This is a genomic window from Mesorhizobium sp. J8, assembly GCF_016591715.1.
Classification (GTDB): domain Bacteria; phylum Pseudomonadota; class Alphaproteobacteria; order Rhizobiales; family Rhizobiaceae; genus Mesorhizobium.
In genome coordinates this window covers 2,813,548-2,835,794 of record NZ_AP024109.1, presented here as the reverse complement: position 1 = coordinate 2,835,794, position 22,247 = coordinate 2,813,548, and the positions used below count along the sequence as shown (strand labels likewise).

Here is a 22,247-nt window from a genome sequence, read left to right as displayed (position 1 = left end):
ATGAAAGCAGAGAAAAAAGAGTTACCGGGGGTGGAGCGCCGATCTCCTCCCTTGTGGGGGAGATTGCTAACCGGCCAACCGCCGCCTCACCACCGCCGCATGAAAACGCGCGCCGTGCAGCAGGCCTTCGTCGTTGAAATCATAGGTTGGGTTGTGAAGCGGCGCGGTGCTGCCGTTGCCCATGAAGACGAAGCAACCCGGCACATGGGTCAGGAAGCGGGCAAAATCCTCCGAGGCGGTCATGGGCTCAGCCGCGACGCCGACAGCGTCCTCTGCCAACACCGTGCGGGCCGCCGCAAGCGCCTCACCCACCAGCGGCGCGTCGTTGATCAACGGTACGAACTCACGCGTGTAAGTGACTTCAGCCGCGACGTTATAGGCCTGCGCCGTGCCCTCGGCGATGCGGCGCATCTCCTGTTCGATCGCAGCGCTCACCTCGGGCCGGAAACTGCGGCAATCGCCGAGGATGCGCGCCAGCCCGGGCAGCGCATTGCGGGTGCCGTCGGTGATGAGCTCGGTCACCGAAACGACGCCGATATCGGCCGGGCTCAGGCGCCGAGAGACGATGCTTTGCAGGTTGACGACCAGCGCGCAGGCGGCGACCAGCGTCTCCCGGCCGGCATGCGGCCGCGCAGCGTGGCCGCCGAGGCCCTTCAGCACGATCTCGAAATTGTCCTCGGCCGACATGACCGGACCGCTGCGGGTCTCGAAATGGCCGATCGGAAGGCCCGGCATGTTGTGCAGCCCAAAAATCTCCTCGAAGGGGAAGCGCTCGAGCAGGCCATCGTCCAGCATGGCCAGCGCGCCCCTGCCCCATTCCTCGGCCGGCTGGAAGATGAAGCGCACCGTGCCGTCGAAGCCACCTTCGCCGGCGAGCAGCTTGGCCGCGCCGAGCAGCATCGATGTGTGGCCGTCATGGCCGCACGCATGCATGGTGCCGGGCGTCTGCGAGCGCCAGGCATGCGTGCCTTGCTCGGCGATGCGCAGCGCATCCATGTCGGCGCGCAGCGCGATGGCGCGGTTGCCGCTGCCCCTGGTCAGCGTGCCGACCACGCCTGTGCCGCCGACGCCTTCGACCACCTCAAGCCCGAAGTCGCGCAGCTTTTGCGCGACGAACGCCGCGGTGCGTTTTTCCTCGAAACCGAACTCGGGATGGGCGTGGAGATCGCGCCGCCACGCCGTCATCTCACGGTGCAGTGCCTCAAGGTCGAGTTCAGCCATCGTCGCCCTCAAACCCTTTTCTTGGCGCGCCCTTTTCTCGACGCGATCACGGAAGGAAACCGGCGCCGCGCTTTTCCTGGAGTTGCCCTCAGGCAGTCTGCAGGAAGACCTCTTCCGGCGCCATGCCGACCAACTCGGCAAAGCGGCCATGGTCGGTTGCGCCCTCCGAGTTGATGATGAGCACGCGTGAATCCCTGTCGAGACCGAGCGCCGTGCGCATGTGCCTGTCGCCCGCGGCGCGGACCAGTCCGGCGAGGCCTGCCCCGCCGCTCTCGCCGGAGACGATGGCGGGGTCATTGCCCAACGGCCGCGCCAGCCGCTTCATCACCGCGATCGCGTCCTCTTCGTCCACCGTCATGAAGGCATCGCCGGCACGCGCCAGCACACGCCAGGCAACCAAAGACGGCTCGGCGCATTCGAGCATCGTCATCACGGTCGGCTGCTGGTTTGCGATTGTTACCGGACGCCCGGCCTCGGCCGAAGCGTAGACGCAAGCCGAACGCCGCGGCTCGACCACGATCGCCTTCGGCCGCCCGGAGCCGAGCATGACCGCCATATGGCCGGCGATCGCCGCCGCGAAGCCGCCGACGCCGGCCTGCAGGAAGACATGCGTCGGCGGCTCGGCCATGCGCCGCAGCGTCTCGCGCACGATCACCGTGTAGCCCTGCATGACGAGCCCGGGGACGCGCTCATAGCCCAACCAGGAGGTGTTGGAGACGATCTTCCAGCCGCGCTCGGCGCCGACTCGCGCGACTTCGCGCACCGCATGATCATAGCCGCCCTCGACCTCGACGATCTCGGCGCCGAAGCGGGCGATGGCCGCGAGGCGCTCGGCACTGACACCGGCATGGACGAAGATCACCGAACGCGCGCCGACGAGGCTGGCGCCCTGCGCCACGGAGCGGCCATGGTTGCCGTCGGTGGCGCAGACGAAGATCATGCCGGAGGCGATCTCGCGCACTCTCGGCTCGGCGATCTCCGAAACATCGACGTCGCGCCCGAGCCACTTGCCGGCTTCCTCCAGAACCAGCCGCATGACGGCATAGGCGCCGCCCAGCGCCTTGAAGCTGCCAAGGCCAAGACGCTGGCCTTCATCCTTGACATGAAGCGCCCCGACTCCGAGTTCGCCAGCCAGCGCCGGCAAGGCGTACAGCGGCGTCTCGGCATGGTTGTCGCGCGCCGTGAGGTAACGCTCGGCCCGCTCGCCTCCCGCCATGCCAAGCGACTCGGCGTCGGCGGCAACCAACGGCTGGTTGTGTTCGGGACGTTGGTTGAGAAGCAGCATGCTAGTCTTCCTGCGAGGCACTGAACTCTGTTGGCGGGCGCGATTCAGGCGCGATTCCGGGGCTTTAATTGGCTAAGTGATTGAAGTTTGTTTCGATTGGATGTCGCCGAATGTTCGCTTCGGGACGACCCGATACGGCCAACATGACTATTTTTGGGGTATTTCGCCTCGGTTGCAGGACGCCGACGGCTCATGCCGGCTGCCTCTCCTTGGCGACCTCGTCCGGCGCCATGCCGACCAGCTCGGCATAGCGGCCCGGATCGGTCGCGCCTTCGGAATTGACGATCAGCACGCGGGAGTTCCCATCGAGGCCCAGCGCCGCGCGCATCTTGTTGTCGCCGGCGGCGCGGATCAGCCCGGCGAGCCCTGCCCCGCCGCTCTCGCCGGAGACGATCGCCGGATCATTGCCCGAAGGCCGCGCCAGGCGATTCATCACCGAGACGGCATCTTGCTCGTCCACGGTCATGAAAGCATCGCCGAGCCGCGACAGAACCCGCCAGGCGACCAGCGACGGCTCGTAGCATTCGAGCATCGCCATGACGGTCGGCTGGCTGTGCGCTATCGTGACCGGGCGACCAGCCTTGGCCGTCTCATAGACACAGGCAGCCCGCGCCGGCTCGACCACGGTCACCGTCGGCCGATCCTCGCCGAGCATGATGGCGAGATGGCCGGCGACCGCCGCGGCGAAACCGCCGACGCCGGCCTGAAGGAAGACGTGGGTGGGCGGCTCACGCAACCGTTTCAGCGCTTCGCGCACGATCACCGTATAACCCTGCATCACCAGCCCCGGGATGCGTTCGTAGCCCGGCCAGGACGTGTCGGAGACGACGGTCCAACCGCGCTCGGCGGCCACGCGGGCGGCTTCCCTGACCGACTGGTCGTAATCGCCGGCGACGCGCACCATCTCGGCGCCGAAGCGGGCGATGGCCGCCACGCGCTCGCTGCTGACGCCCGAATGGACGAAGATGACGGAGCGCGCGCCGACCAGGCCGGCGCCCTGCGCCACCGAGCGTCCATGATTGCCGTCGGTGGCGCAGGCGAAGGTCATTTGCGCCGCGATCGTCTTCACCTCGGGCTTGTGCAGGTCCTCGACCGCGACGGCGCGGCCGAGCCGCCTGCCGGCCTCCTCCAGCACCAGATGCATCACCGCATAGGCGCCGCCCAGTGCCTTGAAGCTGCCGAGCCCGAGGCGCTTGCCCTCGTCCTTGATATGCAGCGTGCCGATGCCGAGTTCATCCGCCAGTGCGGGCATGGCGTGCAGCGGCGTCTCGGCATGGTTGTCGCGCGCGACAAGGAAGCCCTCGGCCTCCGTAGCCCCGGCGAGCCCCAACGTCGCGGCGTCTTCCTCGGTCAGGGGCTGGCGATGGTCCGGATGATGGTTGAGCAGGAACATGGGTTTCTCCGTCTTGATCGCTGAAATTTATTGCAAGCCAGGCGAGAAAGGCGCTCTGTTTTGGCCCATGAACTGCAAGTTTGTTTCGTTCGGAACGCCGCCATGCCCACTTCACCCGAACTCGACGCCTTCGACCGCGCCATCCTCGCCGTCCTGCAGAAGGACAACGCCACGCCGCAGCGCGCCATCGGCGAGGCGGTGAACCTCTCGGCGCCGGCAGTGCAGCGGCGCATCAAGCGTATGGAGGAAACGGGCGTCATCCGCGCCAATGTCGCGCTGGTCGACCCGGCCAAGGTCGGCCACCCGATCACCATCTTCGTCGAGGTCGAGGTGGAGAGCGAGCGCGCCGAACTGATCGACGCCGCCAAGCGCGGTTTCGCGGCGGTTCCAGAAGTGCAGCAGTGCTACTACGTGACCGGCGAGGCCGATTTCATCCTCGTCGTAACCGTGGCGACGATGGCCGACTACGAGGCGCTGACCAGGCGGCTGTTCTTCGAGAACAACAACGTCAAAAGGTTTCGGACTTTCGTGGCGATGGACAGGGTGAAGGTGGGGCTCGAGGTGCCGGTGGGGTGAAAGGAAGGCGCGACGCGGAAGCTATGGCGCCGCCTTCCCCCTCACTTCGCGCCTGCGCGACAGCCACCGTGCATAAACCTCCCCGACAATCCCGCGCCTGAAGATCAGCACGCAGACCATGAAGATCAGCCCGGTGGCGATCGTCACCGGGAAGCCGGAGGTGGCCAGCGTGTTCTCCAGGCCGACCACCAACCCCGCGCCGACCACCGGCCCGACCATTGTGCCTATACCGCCGAGCAGCGTCATCAGGATCACCTCGCCCGACATCTGCCAGGTGACGTCGGTGAGTGTCGCGAACTGGAAGACGATCGCCTTCGTAGCCCCTGCAAGACCGGCAAGCGCGGCCGACATGACGAAAGCGGCGAGCTTGTAGCGGCCGACGGAATAGCCGAGCGAAATGGCGCGGTTCTCGTTCTCTCTTATCGAGCGCAGGATCATGCCGAAGGGCGAGTTGACGATGCGCCAGATGGCGAAGACGCCGAGCAGGAAGATCGCGAGCACGAAGAAATACATGTTCATCGGCTCGCTGAGATCGACGATTCCGAGAAGTGTCCCGCGCGCAACGCCCTGGATGCCATCCTCGCCTTCGGTGAAGGACGCCTGCACGCAGAAGAAATAGAACATCTGCGCCAGCGCCAGCGTGATCATGGCGAAATAGATGCCCTGCCGGCGGATGGCGAGAAAGCCCATGACGAGGCCCATCAGCGCCGCACCCGCTGTGCCGAGCAGGATCCCGGCCTCGGGGGGCCAGCCCCAGGCTTTCACCGAGTAGGCGCAGAAATAGGCCGCGCCGCCGAAGAAGGCGGCATGGCCGAAGGAAAGCAGACCGGTGTAGCCAAGCAGAAGGTTGAAGGCGCAGGCAAACAGCGCGAAGCACAGCATCTTCATGACGAAGATCGGATAGATGACGAAGGGCGCGGCGATGAGCGCCACGATGCTCAGCGCGATCAGCGCCCGTTCCAGTCTGAGCGAGGCTGCGGCGCGTTGCTGGTGAAGGGTGGCCTCGCTCATCTCAGGCGTCCCTTCCAAACAGGCCGGCCGGCCTGAGCAAAAGCACGATCGCCATGATGACGAAGACGACGAGGTTCGAGGCCTCGGGATAGAAAACCTTGGTCAGGCCCTCGGCGAGGCCCAGCATGTAGCCGGTGACGATGGCGCCGAGGATCGAGCCCATGCCGCCGACCACGACGACGGCGAAGACGACGATGATGAGGTCCGAACCCATCAGCGGACTGACCTGGTAGACGGGCGCGGCAAGAATGCCGGCGAGGCCCGCAAGGGCCGCGCCCAGGCCGTAGGTGAGCGTCAGGAGCAGCGGCACGTTGACGCCGAAGGCCTGAACCAGCTCGGGGTTCTCGGTCGCGGCGCGCAGGTAGGAGCCCAGCCTGGTCTTCTCGATCAAGAGCCAGGTGCCGATGCAGACAATGAGCGAGGCAACCACCACCCAGCCGCGATAATTGGGCAGGAACATGAAGCCAAGGTTGGTGCCGCCGGCAAGCAACGCAGGCACCGCATAGGGATTGCCGGAGACACCGTAGTAGTAGCGGAACACGCCTTCGATCACCAAGGCGAGGCCAAAGGTGAAGAGCAGGCCGTAAAGCGGATCGAGGCGGTAGAGCCGCGACAAAGCGAGGCGCTCGACCAGCATGCCGAACAGGCCGACGATGAGCGGCACAAGGACCAGCGCCGGCCAGTAGCCGATGCCGAGATGCACCAGCAACAGATAGCCAATGAAGGCGCCAAGCATATAGAGCGCGCCATGTGCGAAGTTGATGATGCGCAGCAGGCCAAAGATGACGGCGAGGCCGAGGCTGAGCATGGCGTAGAAGGAGCCGTTGATCAGGCCGACGAGGAGCTGGCCGAGAAGCGCCTGGATGGGGATGCCGAAGAGCGTGGTCATGGCGCAACCGCTGAAAGATATGCAGGCGGGGCGGTCAATCGCCGGTGTTGGCGCTGCCCCCCATCTGGCTGCCGCCATCTTCTCCCCGTAAACGGGGAGAAGGGACTCTGGCGCGGGTGCTTTCGCCAACCGCTAACGTCGCAGGATGGGCGCCGGCGTTGCGGCCAGCTTCTTTCTCCCCGTTTACGGGGAGAAATGCCCGGCAGGGCAATGAGGGGCAGCGCCGACGCCCGACAGATAAGAGCTTTGTCTTGGACCGGCGCCACCATCATACCCCCAGCACCTCGTGCAGCTTGTCGGTGTGCGCGGAAAGCTCGCCGACCGGAAAGCCCTCCACCACCTTGCCATGGTCCATCAGATAAAAACGGTCGGCGATGCGGGCGGCGAAGCGGAAGTTCTGCTCGACCAGAAGGATGGTCATGCCGCGCTTCTTCAGTGTCGCCAGCAATTCGCCGATGCGTTGCACAATGACCGGGGCGAGCCCTTCGGTCGGCTCGTCAAGCAAAAGCATTTCGACACCGGTCCTCAGGATGCGGGCGATGGCCAGCATCTGCTGCTCGCCGCCGGAAAGCTTCGTGCCCTGGCTGTTGCGGCGCTCCTTGAGGTTGGGGAAGAGCTCGAAGATTTCCTCCACGCTCATGCCGCCCTTGGCCACCACCGGGGGCAGGATCAGGTTCTCGTCGACGGTCAGCGTGGCGAAGATGCCGCGCTCCTCCGGCACGAAGCCGATGCCTTGATGGGCGACGCGGTGAAGCGGCAGGCCGATCAGTTCCTTGCCGTTGAAGGTGACGCTTCCCGTCCGCTTGCGGATCAGCCCCATGATGGCGCGCAACGTCGTGGTCTTGCCGACGCCGTTGCGGCCGAGCAGCGTCACGGTCTCGCCGCGCATGACGTCGAGGTTGACGCCGTGCAGCGCATGGCCCTCGCCATACCAGGCGTGGAGGTCGCGCACGGCAAGCAGCGGCGCACTCATGCCCCGCCCTCTTCGTGCTCTGTCCCCATATAAGCGACGCGCACGCGCTCGTCCCTACTGACGGCGGCGTAGTCGCCGGCGGCAAGCACCTGGCCGCGCTGCATGACGGTGATCCAGTCGCAGAGATCGGCAACGACGGTGAGATTGTGCTCGACCATCAGCACGGCGCGATCCTTCGCCAGCGAGCGGATGATGCCGGAGATCATGCCGACATCCTCATGCCCCATGCCCGCCATCGGCTCGTCGAGCAGAAGCACTTTCGGGTCGAGCGCCAATGTCGTGGCGATCTCCAGCACGCGCTTGCGGCCATAGGAGAGATCGCCCGCCAGGCGATGGGCGGCGTCGTCGAGGCCAACGATGGCAAGCAGTTCGCGTGCCCTTGGCGTGAGCTTATCGAGCGCGGAAAGCGAGCGCCAGAATTGGTAGCCGAGCCCGCCGGGGCGCTGCAACGCGACGCGAACATTGTCGAGCACCGAAAGGTGCGGAAAAATCGCGGAGATCTGGAAGGAGCGCACGAGGCCCATGCGCGCCACTTTTGCCGGCGGCGTTCGGGTGATGTCGGTGCCGAGCAACTCGATCCTGCCGCTGGTCGGCTGCAGAAACTTGGTCAGCAGGTTGAAGATGGTCGTCTTGCCGGCGCCGTTCGGGCCGATGAGCGCATGAATCCTGGCGTGATGGACGTCGAGGTCGACATCCTTCACCGCCACGAAGCCGGCAAAGTCACGCCGCAAACCGCGGGCGGAAAGCACCACCCGCGGCATCTCGTCCGTGCCATCCGGCCGGACGGCCGTTGCGGTGTCGAGCGTCACTTGGTGACGAGCGGGCAGCCGCTGTCCTCGGCCTTCATGAAGGCCTTGTCGCCGGGAATGGTCGCCAGATAGGTGTAGTAATCCCAGTCCTTCTTCGACTCTTCCGGCTTCTTGACCTGGTAGAGATACATGTCGTGCACCATCGAGCCGTCGGCCTGCACCTTGCCGTTGGCGGTGAAGACGTCGTTGACCGGCATTTCATGCAGCTCCTTGGCAACCGCCTCGGTTTCGTCGGTGCCGGCCTTGTCGATGGCCTTGAGATACTGCGTCACCGCCGAATAGGTGCCGGCCTGGATCATGTTGGGCATGCGGTTGGTGCGCTTGAAGAAGCGCTGGGCGAATTCGCGGCTCTTGTCGTCGCGATCCCAGTAGAATCCTTCGGTCAGCACCACGCCCTGCGCAGCCTGCAGGCCAAGCCCATGCACTTCGGCCAGCGTGAAGAGAAGCGCGGCCAGCCGCTGGCCGCCGGCGACGATGCCGAACTCGGCCGCCTGCTTGATCGAGTTCGACGTATCGAGGCCGGCATTGGCGAGCCCGACGATCTTGGCGCCGGAGGACTGCGCCTGGAGCAGGAAGGAGGAATAGTCGGTGGAGCCGAGCGGATAGCGCACCTCGCCCAGCACCTTGCCTCCGCTCGCCTCGACAAGCTTGGCGGTCTGTTCCTTAAGCGAATAGCCGAAGGCGTAGTCGACGGTGATGAAATACCAGCTGTCGCCGCCCTGCTTGACCAACTCGCCGCCGGTGCCGACGGCCTGCGAATGCGTGTCATAGGCCCAGTGGAAGCCATAGGGCGAGCACTGCTTGCCGGTCAGGTCGGTGGCGGCGGCACCCGTGACGATGTCGATCTTCTTCTTTTCCTTGGAAAGCCCCTGGACGGCCAAGGCCACGGACGAGGTCGTGAGCTCCATGATCGCGTCGACCTGCTCGGTATCGTACCACTGGCGCGCGATGTTGGAGGCGATGTCGGGCTTGTTCTGGTGGTCGGCGCTGACGATCTCGACCGGCGCGCCCTGCACCTTGCCGCCGAAATCCTCGACCGCCATCTTGGCGGCCTCGACGGACCACTTGCCGCCGAAATCGGCATAGACGCCCGACTGGTCGTTCAAGATGCCGATCTTGACCTTGCCGTCGGAAATCTGGCCGGCCGCGGCCGGCATTGCGGTCGCCGCGAGCAGCGCGACCGAGACGAGACAGGATGCTTTCACTGGTGGTTCCTCCCTGGTGGCCAACCACGGGAAACGCGGCGGCCTCGCGATGGTTCAATGGTTGCGTCCGATATCTTGGAAAATGCGGTGTCTCGCCCCGATTGCCCCTCCTCTGCACGACCGCGCCACCACCCCGGATGCGTGAACCTAGCATCACATTTCGCGAGGCTGGAATGCTATTTTCGTAGCATGGCGGATGAATGGGATGACCGGTTCCCGGAGAAGATCAAGCCCGAGTGGCGGGTCTTTTGGCCAAGTGATACGGGGCGATCAGGACCTTCGCAGGATATGCCACTCGCGATCGAACCTGAAGGCGATGTCCATCGAATGGGGCCTGAGCGTTGGGGGTCCGGCAGACACAATCTGGAAACAAGATTCAACATTCGGGAAAAACTCGCGAAAAAAGCGGCTGTCATAAGCGGTACCGGAGCAGCCGAATTTGCGGCGCGCAACACAGACATCGACCTTAAACCCAAGGATTGCCGATATGAAAAAGACTCTTCTTTCCGCACTCGGCCTCGCCGTCGCGCTCGCTTTCGCGGTGCCGGCCGCCAATGCCCAGACCACCACCACGACGACGGCTCCGGCGACGACCACGGCTCCGGCTGCCACCACCGAAGCCGCGAAGCCGGCAGCGACTGACGCCAAGCCGGCCAGCAATGGCCCGCACAAGAAGCATCACCGCAAGCATCACCGTCATCACGCCCGCAAGCATCATCACGTGAGGAAGCACCACGTGCGTAAGCACCATGTGAAGAAGCATGTTGCGAAGAAGGCGGCGTAAGGCCGACGCGTTTTCGAACTTCATGACCGGATGATCCGGAACCGCTTCAAAAAGGGTTCAGGATCATCGCTTCCCGAAAACGCCGCCCCCTTCCGGGCGGCGTTTTTTGGTTATTTCTTCTTCTGCGGGTGGATGGTCTCGCCGCGCTTCAGCATCGCCACCAGATCGGCGATCTTCTTCTTGCGCCCGGCCTCGGTCTTCATGTTGTGGGTGCGGAAGGCGAGCGCGAAGCGGTTCTGGGCGGAAAGCTTCTCCAGCATCGCTTTCGCCTTCGGCTCGGCATCGATCGCGGCCTGAAGGTCGGGCGGGATGGTCATTTCCTTCGAGCCGGCATAGGCGCGGTCCCAACGGCCATCGGCTTTGGCAGCGTCGACCTCGCGCAGGCCGTGCTCGGTGATGCGGCCCTCCTCGATCAGGCGCGCGACATTGTCGATGTTGATCTTGCTCCAGATGCTCTTCTTGCCGCGCGGCGTGTAGCGCTGCAGGAAGCTCTTGTCGTCGAGCGACTTGCGCACAGCGTCGATCCAGCCGAAGCAGAGCGCCACGTCGATCGCCTCCTTCGGCGTGATCGACGGCAGTCCCGAACCGACCTTGTGAATCTTGATCCAGACCTCGCTTTCGCCGGCATGGTTGTCGGCCAGCCAGGCATAGAAACTCTCCGAGTCCGGGAATTCGCGCACCTTGTCCGGATCGACCTTGATCGGGGCCATCGTCACCTCGTCTATCGTCGTACCAATGTGAACCATTCCGAAGCGGTTGTAGCCTCGTCTGGCGCCAGTTTCCGTCAGCAGCTTTATGCAATCGGCAGCTCCGATACCACTATCGGTTTCTTCCGTTTCCGTTTCGCTTATCCACCTGCCACATGACCGTCCATGCAAAGGAAAGGCATGGATATGGAAAAGATCCTGATCGTCGGCGGCAGTTCGGGCATGGGGCTGGCGCTTGCCGGACGATGCCTCGCGGAAGGCGCGCGCGTCATCATCGCCGGGCGCGGCGAAGCGAAGCTGAGCGCGGCGCGGGAAGCGCTCGGCCGCCGCGATACACTCGAAATGGCGGTAGCTGACATCAGCCGCGAGGATGAGGTCGCCGCATTGTTTCAGCGCATCGGCAGGATCGACCATATCGTCAGCACCGCGGCCGACATCGAGGGCGCCTACCGGCTGTTGCCCGAGGTCGAGCTTTCAGCCGCGCAGCGTGTGGTGGAAAGCAAGTTCTACGGACCGCTGCTGCTTGCCAAGCACGGAGCGCCGATGCTGCCGCCGAGCGGCTCGCTCACCTTCGTCTCGGGCATTGCCGCCTACCGGCCGGCGGCGCGCGGCGCGGTGGTCGCTGCGGTCAACGCGGCGCTGGAAGGGCTGGTGCGGGCTTTGGCCGTCGAACTGGCGCCGATCCGCGTCAACGCCGTCTCGCCGGGCTGGGTCGACACGCCGATCTGGGAATTCGTCGCCGGCGACAGGAAGGCCGAGACCCTGGCCGCCATGGCCGAGCGGTTGCCCGCGAGGCGCGTCGGAAAGCCGGAGGACATCGCCGATGCAATCCGCTTCCTGATCGGCAATCGCTTTACGACGGGAGAGACACTGCATGTCGAGGGCGGGCACCGGCTGGTGTGACGGGCGCGAAGCCCTTCCCCATCGCCGTAAGCAGTACCTTCAGCGCCGGTGGCTGGACGCGCCGACGACGCCAAGTCATCACGATGTCGGCCGAGCGGACCGGACCGGGCCAGGTAAGCTCGGCGACCTCGCCGCGCTCAATCGCGGCGGCGACCGCCAGCCGCGGCACCAGGCCAAAGCCGGCGCCTGCAGCCACCAACCCGGCAATGACGTCGATGCTGCCGACTTCGGCCGCCAACCTCGGCTCGCCCAGGCCCGTTTCGGCAAAGGCCCTGTCGACCATGGCGCGGTAGACGCAACCGGTCTCGGTGGCGACGAAATGCCTTTCGGCCAGCGCCGCCAGATTGATGTCCGCCCGGTTGTCGCCGAGCGGCGCGATCAGCGCCAACGGCTCGGCCCCTACGGCGCGCCTCGCAAAGCGCTGATCCGGCTTACCGGCGTCTTCAGGCTCAGGGGATCGCTCGAAGCAGAAGGCGACGTCTATCTCGCCGTCGCCCAGCCGGCGCAGCAACTCGCCGCTGCCGGCGATCCGGAGCTTGATATCGATGCCGGCGTTTGCGGCGCGGAAACCGGCGAGCCACGGAGCCAGCCTTGCCGAGGCGATCGTCTCCAGCGCGCCGATCGACAGGCTGCCGGCCGTCCGAGTTTTGATGGCATCGATGGCGGCGCGCGCGTCGTCGGCGAGCGCCAGCAAATCCTCTGCATAGGGTTTCAGCGTCTCGCCCGCCAGCGTCAGGGTGAGTCCCTGGCGCGAACGGATGAAGAGGCTGGCGCCAAGTTCGGTTTCCAGCGCCTGGATCTGGTCGCTGACGCTTGACTGGGCGAGATTGACCTCCTGCGCCGCGCGCGTGACGTTGCGGGCGCGCGCGACCGCGAGAAAAGTCTTCAGCAGCCTGGGGTGCATCCGGCGGACGGCGCTACTGCAGTTGCGGCTTCTTCAGGAAGGAATTGCGGTCGGCGGATTTGACGCGCAGCCAAGTCTCGCGGCCGTCACGCACGACGCGCAGCGGGATTTCCGAGCCGGCCGGATTCTGCCAGAGCTTTCTGTAGAAATCCGCCAGACCGTCGACCTCGCCGTCTCGCACGTCGGAGATGATGTCGCCCTGACGCAGGCCCGCCTGGGCGGCCGGACCGCCTTCCGCCACGCTCATCACCACCACCATGCCGTTCGACTCGGCCGAGAACGCACCGAGCCACGGGCGCGGCGCCTTCGCCGCCTGGCCGCGCTTGATGAGATCGTCGAGGATCGGCGTCAAAAGGTCGATGGGCACAACCATATTGATGTCGGCGATCTCCCCGGCGCGGCTCATCTGCAGGCGCAGCGAGCCGACGCCGAGCAGCTTGCCGTCGCGGTCGAACAGCGCCGCTCCGCCCCAGGACGGGTGCGCGGGCGCGGTGAAGATCGCCTCGTCGATCAGATATTCCCAGTAGCCGGCGAATTCCTGCTTGGTGACGATGTGGGCGTCGACCTGCTGGCCGATGCCGTCGGCGAGCGTCACGGCATCGCCGATATTGGCCTTCCTGGCACTGCCGAACTGGACCGCCGGCAGACCGAGCGGCGCCAGCGCCTGGACAAGGCCGAAGCCGGTCTCCTGGTCATAAGCCAGCGCGTGCGCCGCGACCACGCGGCCGTCCTGGTCGGTCAGCCACACTTCCTCGGCCTCGGTGATGAGATAGCCGATGGTGAGCACAAGGCCGTTGTCGCGGATCACCACGCCGCTGCCCTCGCGGCGCGTGCCCAGCGCATTGGCGGTGAAAGCGTCGTCCGGCACCATGGCGCGCACGGCAACGACGGAGCGCGAAATTTTCCCGATGGTCATCGATCCATCCTGCATTGCGGGTCTTCGTCTATTAAGTATGGCCGGAGGCGCGCGGCGCAAGGGCCTTCGTCGTTCTCCCCGTGGGAGAAGGGAAGCCCTGCATGCTGGCACAAGCGCTAGTTCAACGAAGATTGAACTTTTTTCTTTGACGCGCGCGCAACCGCACCTAAGTCTATCGCCATCAGCAGACGTCGCAGTTCTCCGAACCTACAGGGCCTCCGCACATGGACGAATATATCCCGCCGAAAGTCTGGACCTGGAACAAGCCGAATGGCGGCGAGTTCGCTTCGATCAACCGGCCGATCGCGGGCCCGACGCATGAGAAGGAGCTGCCGATCGGCAAGCATCCGCTGCAGCTCTATTCGCTGGCCACGCCCAACGGCCAGAAGGTGACGATCATGCTGGAGGAGCTTCTGGCGCTCGGCCACAAGGGCGCGGAATACGATGCCTGGCTGATCAAGATCGGCGATGGCGACCAGTTCGGCAGCGGCTTCGTCGAGGTCAACCCGAACTCGAAGATCCCGGCGCTGATGGACCACAGCGAGCCGAAGCCGGTGCGCGTGTTCGAGTCAGGCTCGATCCTCACCTATCTCGCCGAAAAATTCGGCGAGTTCCTGCCGACCGAGCGCGCGGCGCGCGCGGAAACCTTTTCGTGGCTGTTCTGGCAAATGGGCTCCGCACCCTATCTGGGCGGTGGCTTCGGCCATTTCTACGCCTATGCGCCGCAGAAGATCGAATACGCGATCGACCGCTTCGCCATGGAGACCAAGCGGCAGATGGACGTGCTCGACCGCAGGCTGGCGGAGAGCGAATACCTCGCGGGCCCCGACTACACCATCGCCGACATTGCGGTTTGGCCCTGGTATGGCGGGCTCGCCAAGGGCCGCAGCTACAACAACGCCGCCGAGTTCCTGTCCGTGCACGAATACAAGAACGTGCAGCGCTGGGCCGACGCGATCGACGCGCGGCCGGCGGTGAAGCGCGGGCGCATGGTCAACCGCATGTCCGGCGATCCCGCCTTCCAGTTGCGCGAGCGCCACGACGCCAGCGACTTCGAGACGAAGACGCAGGACAAGCTGCAGGCGGCGGAGTGAGGCGTGAAGCCGCGGATCTCTCCCCACAAGGGGAGATCCGCTGTCACTGGCGCCCTGCTACCTTCCGTAAGTATACGTCACCGTCGCCTGGCCGAGCGCGGAGCTCTTCGCCGCCACCGAGACCATCTCCGGCAACGGGTTGGCTGGTATGCGAAGCGTCTTGTCTCCCAGCGCGTAGAGCGTGAAGACATAGTGATGGTCGCCGCTGCCGGGCGGCGGGCACGGGCCGAAATAGCCGGCTCGGCCGACGTCGCCTTTGCCCAGCACCGCGCCCTTGGGCATGCGCTTGCCACCTTGCGCGCCGGCGCCCTCGCGCAGTCCCTTGGCGCTCGCCGGGATGTTCCAGGCCAGCCAATGCCAAAACCCTTTGCCGCCGTTTGCATCGGTGTCGAACATGGTCAGCGCGTAGCTTTTCGTTCCGGCCGGCGGATCCTTCCAGGCAAGCGCGATCGAGACGCTCTTGCCGCCGCAGCCGGCCTTGTCGCCGAGATATTTCGCATCCCATTTGCCGTCGGAGACCGACGGGCTGGAGATCTCGAACGCCTGCGCCTGGGTGGCTAAGGCGATGAGGACAAGCATGGTGAAGCAGACGCGCAAGGTCATTTGATCCTCCCTGGACAACACAGCGTAGCGCAAAAGCGGCCCGAAAAAGGGCAAGCCGGGGCGACCGCCTGCCTGGACAGCGAAAAAGCCCCGCCGGTGGAGGCCGTCGGGGCTCTTTCGTTCGGCCATTGGAGGTGGGACCCCACGGCCGGGTCGATCCAGGGGGTGTTGGATCGGCCGCGACACTAGCCGAGAAATCGGCCGCGCGGACAATCACGCCTGCGCACTACCAATCACGCCTGCGCGAGACGGCGGTGATTGAAGCTTATCCCCGCAGCAGCTTTGCCAGTCTCGGCACGCCTTCATTCACAGCGCGGTCGTCGGCAAGGGTGAAGGACATGCGCAGCGTGTTGCGGCCGGTGCCGTCGGCGTAGAAGGCGTTGCCCGGCACGAAGGCGACGCGCGCCTCCTTGACCGAGCGCGCCAGCAGTTCGGTGGCGTCGGTGCCTTCCGGCAGCGTCAGCCAGACGAACATGCCGCCGTCCGGGCGGCTCCAGGAAATGCCGTCCGGCATGTTGGCATCGAGCGCGCCGAGCAGCGCGTCGCGTCGTTTGCGGTAAGCGCCGATCAGCTTGTCGACCTGGGCGTCGAAAATCGTCTCGGCGACGCGGTGCATGACCATCTGGTTGATCGAGGGGCTGTGCAGGTCGGAGGCCTGCTTCATCAGCACCAGCTTTTCCACCACATGGCGCGGCGCGCACACCCAGCCGACGCGCATGCCCGGCGACAGGATCTTCGAGAAGGAACCGCAATAGAGCGTGCGCGCATGATCGATGCCGCCGGAGCGGGCGCAGTCGAGCGCCAGGATCGGCGGCACGCCTTCCCCGTCATAGCGCAACGCGCGATAGGCGGCGTCCTCGATGACGGCGATGTCGAGCTCGCCGGCAAGGTCGAGCACCGCCTCGCGCTGCTTGACGTCCAGCGTGTTGCCGGTCGGGTTGGCGAAATCCGGCACCAGATAGGCGAATTTCACCTTGCCGCCATTTGCGGCGGCGGCAGCGCGATAGGCTTCCGGCGTCATGTTGCCGCCGGCGGTGTTCAGCCGGTCGTAGCGCGGCTCGTAGGCATTGAAGGCCTGCAACGCGCCGAGATAGGTCGGCCAGGTGACCAGGGCCGTGTCGCCGGGTGACAGGAACAGCTTGCCAAGATAGTCGAGCGCCTGCTGCGAGCCGGAGGTGATGAAGATGTTGCCCTCGTCACATTGAACGCCGAGCTTGGCCATATAGGCGGCTAGCCATTTGCGCAGCGGCAGGAAGCCTTCGCTGACCTGGTATTGCAGCGCGGCGCCCGCCTCGGCGCCACCGAGCACGGCCTGATAGGCATCGCCGATCGCTTCGGCGGGAAACAGCGACGGGTCCGGGATGCCGCCGGCGAAGGAGATGATGTCCGGCTGGTCGAGCAGCTTCAGCAGCTCGCGGATTTCCGAAGCCTTCATGCGCGAAGAGCGCGAGGCCAGAAGGTTCAACAGGGTCAAGGCGCACCTCCCGCAGTGCTTATTTAGGTCAGCTTCATTGACCTATTATCAGGCCGCGCCTTTCGCGTGAATACACAAAACGGTCATGGCGCATCGTCGAGGCGACATTTGGCCCACAGATTTTCGCGAATACTAATCAAAGGTCGGCCATCGGCTTTCGGCAGATGCCGGATTGTCGTTATATTAGAAATGGCGCATATTACAGCAGGCCGGAGCCTCGCACCGGTTGAACCGCCCGTTCGCCAGGACTGCCCGAGCGGTCCACAGACAGACCAGTCATATGCCAGGAGAGAACAGGCACGTCCGTGCTGCCCGCATCATTGGGCGGCCGAGGCAGTGATATTAGGAGGAGAGTCCCATGAAGGTTACCATATTGGCGACTTATGAGCCCCACGCCGCCAAAGGGCTGATGCAAGGATCGAACCGTGAGGTTGCGATCGCAGCGCTGTTTGAAAGCGTGGGCGGCAAGGTGAACAGCCTGATGTTCACGCGCGGCCTCTATGACGTCATCGTCAACGGCGAAGTGCCGGACCAGATCGCCGGGATGGGGATGACGCTCGCGGTGCGGGCAAGCGGTTCGGTAAGCGATCTCGTCGTCCTCGAAGAACTCGACATGAAGGCTGTGATCGCGGCTGCCAACAAGGCAGCCGGCGCCTACAAGCCGGCCGGCTGATATCTCATCGAACGGAGGAAGCCATGACCGCCTACAACGTAGTCCGCTTTCGCACCAAGCCAGGTAAGGAGAACGCCTTCGTCGAAGCGCATGAAAAGGTCTCGCTGAACGCCAAGGGCTTTCGCAAGGGCGCCCTTATCAAGACCGGCGAGCGCACATTCTGCATGGTCGGCGAATGGAACGACATGGACAGCCTCGCCGCGGCGCGCCCGATGATGATCGGCATCCTCGATACGTTCCGCGATATGCTCGAAGACCTGGGCGGCGATCTCGGCGTGACGGATCCGGTGTCCGGCACGGTCGTTGCGGAAATATAGGCTGAAGCCGGCGCCGTCCGGCGCCGTCGGCACCAAGCGCTGCGAGAAGGCGGCCGCGCTGGCGTGGCGCCCTTGCGTCCGGCTCAAAACGGCAACCGAATCTCGTCGTCCTGAGCGGATTGCGGCCAGCCGATATCCTTGCGGATCTCCGGCGGCAGCTCGTTCAGTTCGCGCGTCGTGCGGCGGCGCTTGCTGGCCTGCGCGAAGGCAGCGCGGATCCGGTTAAGACTTTTGAACATCAACGGCTCCCATAAATCAGCGGCGCAAAACCTGCGCCGCCCATTCACCCGGCGCCGCTTTTGCGATGCGTCTGTAACCAGTCGATTGCGCGCGAACGGTGAAATGCTTCACGAAACCGAGGCCGCTTGAAACATATGCATGCAAATTAATTTAGGGATCGGGCGTACGCCCTGCGCGCCAGTCGCAGGCCTGTGTGGCCTGCAACGTCAGACGCTTGGGCTTATTGCCCGATGTGCCGATTGATGTCCCGCCGAGAGGGCGGCGCGCTCTACTCCGGGGCCTGCGAATCCCCGGAAATGACCCCTCGCGGCGGTCTGCGCCGAAAGCCGGCCTTTGCGGACGAGCGTCGGCTTTGCGTATTCTTTCTTCATGGCAATGTCCCCAGCCGCGCGGAAACCTGCGGCATCGGACATGACTGTCAGCGACGGCCGGCCGCCAACACCTTCCCGCCCCGCGCCACTTCCCTGCCCGCGCGATAGACCGTGCGATCCTTCGGCACCGCCACCACCGCTTCCGGCACATGCTCGGCCTTCAGCGCGACGAAATCCGCTTTGGCGCCGACGGCGATGCCGTAGCCTTCGAGCCCCAGCGCCCTGGCGCCGGCATGGCTGACCACGTCATAGGCCGCTTCCAGTTCCCAATCCTCGTAGAAGCCCGAGCGGTAGCCGATCATGTTGGCGCGGTTGAGCATGTCGCCATCGCCATAGGGCCACCAGGAATCGCGGATGTTGTCGGAGCCGGCAAAAACGGTGACCCCCGCCCTGCGCAGCGCCGCCACCGGCGGGAATGGATGATCGCCGGGCGCGTTGGTCATGATGGCGACGCCGGCGGCGGCGATCCGCTCGGCCGCGCCGGCCAGCGCCTCGGCGGAAATGTCGCCCAGCCCGTAAGCGTGGCTGACGACGACCTTTCCCTGCATGCCCGATGCCGTGGTCCGGGCGGCGATCTCCTCGATCTCGAACAGTCCGAGCGTGCCGCGGTCATGCAGGTGGATGTCGATACCGGCGCCGCGCTTTTCGGCAAGGCCGAACACCACATCGAGATGGCCCTTCACATCGCGGTCGAAGCTTGCCGGGTCGAGCCCCCCGATCAGGTCGCAGCCGAGCTTGAGCGCCTCGTCGAGCAGGTCCGCGGTGCCTGGCGAGGACAGGATGCCGCTCTGCGGGAAAGCGACGAGCTGGATGTCGATCAGGTCTCGGTATTTCTCCCTCACGGCGAGGATAGTCTCCACATGCTTCAGCCCGACCGCGGCGTCGACCATGACATGGCTGCGCATGACGAGGCTGCCATTGCCGACGCAGAGCTGGAGCTGGTGTCTCGCCCGCTCCGCCATGGGCGCCGCCTGCTCGAGGTTGCGCATCTGGAAGGCAACCCGCTCGCGCACGTCGAAGCCGTTGGCGCAGGGAATGTGCGGGCGCCAGACATCGCCGTAGAAGGAGGTGTCGAGATGGATGTGGCCCTCGACGAAAGCCGGCAGGACGAGCTGGCCGGCGAGGTCGATAGCGCCGGACGGCGGCGTGACCGTATTGGCTGCCGGCGCTATGGCAATGAAGCGTCCGTCGGCCACGGTGAGGTCAGCGACCGTGCCGTCGGCGAGTTTGGCGTTGAGAAAATGAGTCTGGTTCACGATGCAATCCCTTGAAAAGGAAAGCGTCAGTCGTCGCCGCTCGGGCGGACGGGGTCAATGCGGCAAGGGATAGAAACTGTTTCACCCTTGCTTTCTCCTCCGTGTGCAGGAAGGCAAATGCTGCCGCCGCCATATACCGTTTTCGCGGAAGTTTCAGCGGGCGGCAAATGTGCCATGGTGGAGCCTGCGGTATGAGGCCGCCGTGGTCGACGCGGACGCCCAAGCACATCCCCAACAATGCGCCCCCAACGGCCGCGTCGACCATGCACGGAAACGGCAACGGCGACCTTGCCCTGGGTCGCCGTTTTTTTCTCAGTCGGGTTTTCGATCAGCTTTGGGTGCCGGCGTATTCGGCGACCAGCAGCTCGTATTCCTCGAAGGACGGCAGCGCTTCGTAGCTGTGCACGGCCGATGTCGCCGCCCAGGGCAGTTTCTCGGCCGTCCAGGTCTCGATGAAGGGGGCGAACCAGGCGTGCTCGTCGAGCATGGTCGGGCGCAGGTTGACGAACCAGTCGATCCCTTCCGGCCGCGTGAACATCCAGGTCATGCAGTAGCCGCAGAAATAATGTTTCGACGGCCCGTGCAGACCGCCGACCACCGGCTCGCCCTTGGTTACCTCGAAACCTTCCGACGGGATCGCCGCGCTCAGCGAATAGGCGCTGGACGACATCGACTGGCAACCGGTGCAGTGGCAGGCCATGGTGAGCAACGGCCTTGCCGAGATCCTCAGGCGCACGCGACCGCAGCGGCAGCCTCCTTCGGCAGGCAGGGAAAGACTTGGCAAGATGGGCTCCTTGAGTCGGGGTACTTCCCTCCCCCGGTGAGAAGATGGCCCGGCGCGCATCGCCGAGACGGATAGGGGAAAGGAGAAGGCATGCTCAGCCTTCGGTCAACTCCGCCGTCGTCATCATCCGAACCCCCTGCTCCTCGAAGGCCTCATTGTGGCGGGCAATGATGTCGGGCGCCTTTTCCTCGTCGCTGTCCAGCGTCGAATGCGCGTCGGAAACCACGGTCACGCCAAGCCCTTCGGCAAAAGCGCCCTTCACGGTGGCGGCGACGCAGAAATCGGTCTGGGCGCCGATGAGCACGACGTCTTTCGCGCCCTGCCCCGCCACCCATTCGGCGAGTTCTGGGTTGGAAAAGGCATTGCCAACACTCTTGCCGAAGGTCGGTTCGTCGGCGGCTTGATCGAGCAGCGGCCATACAGGCCAGCCGGAAGCGCCCGGCGCCAGCGGATCGCCTTCCGGCCCGTCATGGCGGATAAACGCCACCTTGCGGCCGGAGCGACGCGCCCAGTCGATCAGCCTGCGGGCGCGCTCGGCGATGGTGTCGGCGTCATGGATCGGCGGATCGAAACGGCCATCGAACATGCCTGTCTGCAGGTCGATGACAATGAGCGGCGCGGCGGCGGAGGGGGCTGCGTCTGGCATTGGCGCGAAGATAGCGTGGGTGGGGGGCGGGTCAAGGACGAGGCAGGAACCAGCTGGCGGCAACTTGCGCCAACAAGTATGCAATTTTCAATTGCATTTATAAATCACTACAACTAACGTGTCCGTGTTCGTCTCCATGCAGCAGAAGTTTTGGGATTCGTGGCTCGCCTCCCTGCCCCGATCACAAGACCGGAGATAACGAACTCGACGGACGGTGCAGCCAGATGGGGGCGCCTGGCTTTTACGACACCAGCGGCATCGGGCCCTTCAGCGCCTCCGCCAGCGCATCGCGAAAGACCGCGATCGGTCGCGCCAGCCTGCCGGCCGGCGGGCGGTGGAGCAACCAGCAGCGGACTTGCGGCTTGAAGCCGGGGCAGTCGACCACCTCGACAGCATCGCGCCATTGGCTGCCCGACAATGCGCCGGGCGTGACGACGCCGATGCCGTGGCCCCGCGCCACGAGCGACATCCTGAGATCCGCGCCCTGCGCCTCGACGCCGACATGGAAAGGCAGCCGCGCCACCTCGAAGCGGTGGCGGATGAACGCGCGGAAACCGCAGCCGGTTTCGTTGAGCACCCAGGGGTAGCGCGCGAGATCGTTGAGCTCGGCCGGCTTCGGCACGCCGAGGCTTGGCGAAGCCACCAGCAGCACCGCCTGCACGCCGAGATCGTCGCCGACGAGTTCCGGCGGCGGCGCGACGCCCTCGGCCAGACAGACGGCGACGGCGTCGATCTCGCTGTGCAGCACCTGCTCCACCAGGCGCGGCGACAGGCTGGAGGTGATCTTCAGCGTCAATTGCGGGAAGGCCGCGCGAAGACTGTCGAGCGGCTCGGACAGCGCGCTGGTCGACAGATAAGGCATGATGCCGAGGCGGAACTCGCCCCTCACCTCGCCGGCCGGCGAGACGCCCGCCTTCAGATCCTCCAGCGAGCGCAGCACGCGGCGGCCATGCTCATAGGCCTCGCGGCCCGAGGCGGTGGGCTTGAGCGGCTTCGACTGGCGGTCGAGCAAAGGCGTCGCCAGCCGCTCCTCGAGATTCTGCACCCGGCGCGTCACGCCGGGCTGGGTCAGGTTGAGCCTGGCCGAAGCGCCGACGATCGAGCCGGTTTCGACGACGGCGACGAAGGCCTCAAGGTCATGGATATTCATGCGCATCTCGCATAATCATTATCAGATCATTTCAATTGTAGCATTATGATCGTTCCGAATAAA

Annotated in this window: 24 protein-coding genes; 6 read left to right on the top strand and 18 right to left on the bottom strand. The window is 65.1% G+C overall.

The features are described 5' to 3' along the window. Positions 1–66: 66 nt before the first annotated feature. The 3 genes from MJ8_RS13340 to MJ8_RS13330 form a co-directional block, all read right to left on the bottom strand. The gene (locus tag MJ8_RS13340; RefSeq protein WP_201414798.1) at positions 67–1,221 is read right to left on the bottom strand and encodes a M20 aminoacylase family protein; all 1,155 of its coding nucleotides are present in this window, start codon (positions 1,219–1,221) and stop codon (positions 67–69) included. An 88-nt stretch (positions 1,222–1,309) separates the two neighbouring features. Continuing rightward, positions 1,310–2,506: a diaminopropionate ammonia-lyase gene (locus tag MJ8_RS13335; protein ID WP_201414797.1), complete on the bottom strand. Its 1,197-nt coding sequence runs from the start codon at positions 2,504–2,506 to the stop codon at positions 1,310–1,312. 190 nt (positions 2,507–2,696) lie between these two features. Then, positions 2,697–3,899 carry a diaminopropionate ammonia-lyase gene (locus tag MJ8_RS13330; RefSeq protein WP_201414796.1) on the bottom strand — a complete coding sequence of 401 codons (1,203 nt, stop codon included), beginning with the start codon at positions 3,897–3,899 and terminating at the stop codon, positions 2,697–2,699. A gap of 102 nt (positions 3,900–4,001) precedes the next feature. Between MJ8_RS13330 and MJ8_RS13325 the strand changes: the two genes are divergently transcribed. Next, a complete protein-coding gene (locus tag MJ8_RS13325) occupies positions 4,002–4,475 on the top strand; it encodes an Lrp/AsnC family transcriptional regulator (RefSeq protein WP_201414795.1) in 474 nt (157 codons plus the stop codon). A 21-nt stretch (positions 4,476–4,496) separates the two neighbouring features. Here MJ8_RS13325 and MJ8_RS13320 read toward each other — a convergent pair whose 3' ends face one another. The 5 genes from MJ8_RS13320 to MJ8_RS13300 all read right to left on the bottom strand — a co-directional run bounded on the left by MJ8_RS13320 (position 4,497) and on the right by MJ8_RS13300 (position 9,362). Beyond that, positions 4,497–5,486, bottom strand: coding sequence for a branched-chain amino acid ABC transporter permease (locus tag MJ8_RS13320; RefSeq protein WP_201414794.1), 990 nt, complete (start codon positions 5,484–5,486; stop codon positions 4,497–4,499). 1 nt (position 5,487) lies between these two features. After that, positions 5,488–6,375, bottom strand: coding sequence for a branched-chain amino acid ABC transporter permease (locus MJ8_RS13315; protein WP_201414793.1), 888 nt, complete (start codon positions 6,373–6,375; stop codon positions 5,488–5,490). 268 nt (positions 6,376–6,643) lie between these two features. Further along, a complete protein-coding gene (locus MJ8_RS13310; protein WP_201414792.1) occupies positions 6,644–7,348 on the bottom strand; it encodes an ABC transporter ATP-binding protein in 705 nt (234 codons plus the stop codon). Then, positions 7,345–8,109, bottom strand: coding sequence for an ABC transporter ATP-binding protein (locus MJ8_RS13305; RefSeq protein ID WP_201415418.1), 765 nt, complete (start codon positions 8,107–8,109; stop codon positions 7,345–7,347). The genes MJ8_RS13310 and MJ8_RS13305 overlap by 4 nt, the downstream gene beginning before the upstream one ends. Before the next feature lie 44 nt (positions 8,110–8,153). Further along, positions 8,154–9,362 (bottom strand): ABC transporter substrate-binding protein, encoded by a 1,209-nt coding sequence (locus MJ8_RS13300; RefSeq protein ID WP_201414791.1) that lies wholly within the window; start codon positions 9,360–9,362, stop codon positions 8,154–8,156. Positions 9,363–9,849: 487 nt separating this feature from the next. On the opposite strand from MJ8_RS13300, the gene MJ8_RS13295 reads away from it, so the two are divergent. Further along, positions 9,850–10,146: a hypothetical protein gene (locus MJ8_RS13295; protein WP_201414790.1), complete on the top strand. Its 297-nt coding sequence runs from the start codon at positions 9,850–9,852 to the stop codon at positions 10,144–10,146. 110 nt (positions 10,147–10,256) lie between these two features. Here MJ8_RS13295 and MJ8_RS13290 read toward each other — a convergent pair whose 3' ends face one another. Beyond that, positions 10,257–10,856: a YdeI/OmpD-associated family protein gene (locus MJ8_RS13290; protein ID WP_201414789.1), complete on the bottom strand. Its 600-nt coding sequence runs from the start codon at positions 10,854–10,856 to the stop codon at positions 10,257–10,259. Positions 10,857–11,033: 177 nt separating this feature from the next. On the opposite strand from MJ8_RS13290, the gene MJ8_RS13285 reads away from it, so the two are divergent. Further along, the gene (locus MJ8_RS13285; protein ID WP_412177101.1) at positions 11,034–11,756 is read left to right on the top strand and encodes an SDR family oxidoreductase; all 723 of its coding nucleotides are present in this window, start codon (positions 11,034–11,036) and stop codon (positions 11,754–11,756) included. Here the strand turns inward: MJ8_RS13285 and MJ8_RS13280 are convergent. After that, complete coding sequence (locus MJ8_RS13280) at positions 11,707–12,660, bottom strand: LysR family transcriptional regulator (protein WP_201414787.1); 954 nt, start codon at positions 12,658–12,660, stop codon at positions 11,707–11,709. The two genes, MJ8_RS13285 and MJ8_RS13280, sit on opposite strands and share 50 nt — an antisense overlap. A 13-nt stretch (positions 12,661–12,673) precedes the next feature. After that, entirely contained in the window at positions 12,674–13,576 is a 903-nt protein-coding gene (locus tag MJ8_RS13275) for a S1C family serine protease (protein WP_201414786.1), read from the bottom strand. A 224-nt stretch (positions 13,577–13,800) separates the two neighbouring features. Between MJ8_RS13275 and yghU the strand changes: the two genes are divergently transcribed. Beyond that, on the top strand, positions 13,801–14,670 hold the full coding sequence (gene yghU, locus MJ8_RS13270; RefSeq protein ID WP_201414785.1) for a glutathione-dependent disulfide-bond oxidoreductase: 870 nt from the start codon (positions 13,801–13,803) through the stop codon (positions 14,668–14,670). 57 nt (positions 14,671–14,727) lie between these two features. Here yghU and MJ8_RS13265 read toward each other — a convergent pair whose 3' ends face one another. Together MJ8_RS13265 and MJ8_RS13260 are read right to left on the bottom strand one after the other, a co-directional pair. Then, a complete protein-coding gene (locus tag MJ8_RS13265) occupies positions 14,728–15,273 on the bottom strand; it encodes a YbhB/YbcL family Raf kinase inhibitor-like protein (protein ID WP_201414784.1) in 546 nt (181 codons plus the stop codon). A gap of 265 nt (positions 15,274–15,538) precedes the next feature. Further along, a complete protein-coding gene (locus tag MJ8_RS13260) occupies positions 15,539–16,708 on the bottom strand; it encodes a PLP-dependent aminotransferase family protein (RefSeq protein WP_201415417.1) in 1,170 nt (389 codons plus the stop codon). 397 nt (positions 16,709–17,105) lie between these two features. Here MJ8_RS13260 and MJ8_RS13255 point away from each other — a divergent pair, with 397 nt between their 5' ends. Together MJ8_RS13255 and MJ8_RS13250 are read left to right on the top strand one after the other, a co-directional pair. Continuing rightward, complete coding sequence (locus MJ8_RS13255) at positions 17,106–17,420, top strand: GYD domain-containing protein (protein ID WP_201414783.1); 315 nt, start codon at positions 17,106–17,108, stop codon at positions 17,418–17,420. Between the two features lie 23 nt (positions 17,421–17,443). Continuing rightward, the gene (locus tag MJ8_RS13250; protein WP_201414782.1) at positions 17,444–17,737 is read left to right on the top strand and encodes a putative quinol monooxygenase; all 294 of its coding nucleotides are present in this window, start codon (positions 17,444–17,446) and stop codon (positions 17,735–17,737) included. 83 nt (positions 17,738–17,820) lie between these two features. On the opposite strand, the gene MJ8_RS13245 is transcribed toward MJ8_RS13250, so the two are convergent. From MJ8_RS13245 to MJ8_RS13225, 5 genes are all read right to left on the bottom strand, one after another. Continuing rightward, positions 17,821–17,976, bottom strand: a complete 156-nt coding sequence (locus MJ8_RS13245) for a DUF1127 domain-containing protein (RefSeq protein ID WP_201414781.1) — start codon at positions 17,974–17,976, stop codon at positions 17,821–17,823. A gap of 419 nt (positions 17,977–18,395) precedes the next feature. Next, a complete protein-coding gene (locus MJ8_RS13240; RefSeq protein WP_201414780.1) occupies positions 18,396–19,604 on the bottom strand; it encodes an amidohydrolase family protein in 1,209 nt (402 codons plus the stop codon). Between the two features lie 328 nt (positions 19,605–19,932). Next, positions 19,933–20,388: a GFA family protein gene (locus MJ8_RS13235; protein WP_201414779.1), complete on the bottom strand. Its 456-nt coding sequence runs from the start codon at positions 20,386–20,388 to the stop codon at positions 19,933–19,935. A gap of 94 nt (positions 20,389–20,482) precedes the next feature. Continuing rightward, entirely contained in the window at positions 20,483–21,034 is a 552-nt protein-coding gene (locus tag MJ8_RS13230) for a cysteine hydrolase family protein (RefSeq protein ID WP_140753301.1), read from the bottom strand. Between the two features lie 241 nt (positions 21,035–21,275). Beyond that, entirely contained in the window at positions 21,276–22,184 is a 909-nt protein-coding gene (locus MJ8_RS13225) for a LysR family transcriptional regulator (RefSeq protein ID WP_201414778.1), read from the bottom strand. Between the last annotated feature and the right edge of the window lie 63 nt (positions 22,185–22,247).